The sequence below is a fragment of the Methylacidiphilum sp. Yel genome, from assembly GCF_004421185.1.
In the GTDB taxonomy this organism is placed as follows: Bacteria; Verrucomicrobiota; Verrucomicrobiia; order Methylacidiphilales; family Methylacidiphilaceae; genus Methylacidiphilum.
Genome location: NZ_LXQB01000087.1, coordinates 1 through 765 on the forward strand (window position 1 = coordinate 1; position 765 = coordinate 765).

Annotated in this window: 1 protein-coding gene; it reads right to left on the reverse strand. The window is 43.1% G+C overall.

Annotated elements, in window-relative coordinates; translation table 11 throughout:
• The coding region (locus A7Q09_RS10025) for an NAD(P)/FAD-dependent oxidoreductase (protein ID WP_244228648.1) at nt 1–765 on the reverse strand (765 nt) is incomplete at both ends.

Consider the following 765-nt stretch of genomic DNA (forward strand, 5'->3'; position numbering starts at 1 on the left):
AATGAGTTTTTTTTCGTCCAGTTCTATTTTCCCTTCAAAAATTTGCGTGTTCGGTACATGCCCAATGGCTACAAAAAGGCCTCGACATTCCAATAAGCTGGTTGTTTCTTCTTTCACATTCCGCAACACAACTGCTGTAACTCTATCTTGTTTTGGATCTAAGACTTTCTCAATGACGCTATTCCAAATCACTTTTATTTTTGGTTCATTCAGTACGCGTTCAGCCATAATGGAAGAGGCTCTCAGGACATCCCTTCTATGTACTAGATAAACGACCGAAGCAAATCGTGTTAGATAAAGGGCTTCCTCACAAGCTGAATCTCCTCCGCCGACTACCACAAGAGGTTGGTTTCTAAAAACGGGCAATGCCCCATCACAGGTGGCGCAATAACTAACGCCTTTTGTTTCAAGTTCCGATTCACCAGGAACAGAAAGTTTTCTAGGTCTGGCTCCAACAGCAATAACCACTGCTTTTGTTTCCAACCATTCATCATCTATTTTGACTCTCTTTATTTTCCCATCACACTGAAAATCGGTTACTACGGAAAGATATTTGACCCTGGTTCCAAATCTTTCGGCTTGCTTTCTCATCGCTTCCATTAGTTCTGTCCCCTGTATTCCTAAAGGAAAGCCAGGATAATTTTCAACAAGGGTTGTTGTCGTCAAAAGCCCTCCTGGTTCACTGCCCGTGACAAGGAGAGGAGAAAGCTTGGCTCGTGCAAGATAAATGGCCGCTGTCCAACCAGCACATCCAGAACCTATAAT